This is a genomic window from Mitsuaria sp. RG (assembly GCF_028369275.1).
Classification (GTDB): domain Bacteria; phylum Pseudomonadota; class Gammaproteobacteria; order Pseudomonadales; family Pseudomonadaceae; genus Aquipseudomonas; species Aquipseudomonas peradeniyensis.
Genome location: NZ_JAQMYQ010000117.1, coordinates 1 through 549, shown reverse-complemented (window position 1 = coordinate 549; position 549 = coordinate 1). Strand labels below are relative to the sequence as shown.

The window sequence follows — 549 nt, the reverse complement described above, 5'->3', positions numbered from 1 at the left end:
TCGGCATCCAGCCCGGCCTTGCGCATGCGCTCGATCAGGCTCACCGCCAGCAGCGAGTGGCCGCCCAGCTCGAAGAAGTGGTCATGGCGGCCGATTTGTTCGACCTTGAGCACCTCGGCCCAGATCGCGGCCAGCGCGGTTTCGATCTCACCTTGCGGCGCCTCGAAGGCACGGCTGACCAACGCGTCGCTGCCCGGCTGCGGCAAGGCACGGCGGTCGAGCTTGCCGTTGGCGGTCAGCGGTAGCGCGTCCAGTTGCACGTAGGCCGATGGCAGCATGTAGTCCGGCAGCACGCCTTGCAGACGCCCATGCAGCTCACCGATGGTCGGCGCCTGGCCGGTAAAGTAAGCGACCAGACGCTTATCGCCCGGCACATCCTCGCGCACGATCACGGCGGCGTCGCGTACACCCGGGCACTCGCCCAGGCGTGCCTCGATCTCGCCCAGCTCGATACGGAAGCCCCGCAGCTTGACCTGCTGGTCGGCGCGTCCCAGGTAACGCAGGGTACCGTCGGCCTGCCAGCTCACCAGGTCGCCGCTGCGGTACATC

Annotated in this window: 1 protein-coding gene; it reads right to left on the bottom strand. The window is 68.1% G+C overall.

Annotated features, from left to right (window positions below):
- The coding region (locus tag POF53_RS25930) for an AMP-binding enzyme (protein ID WP_498970060.1) at positions 1 to 549 on the bottom strand (549 nt) is incomplete at both ends.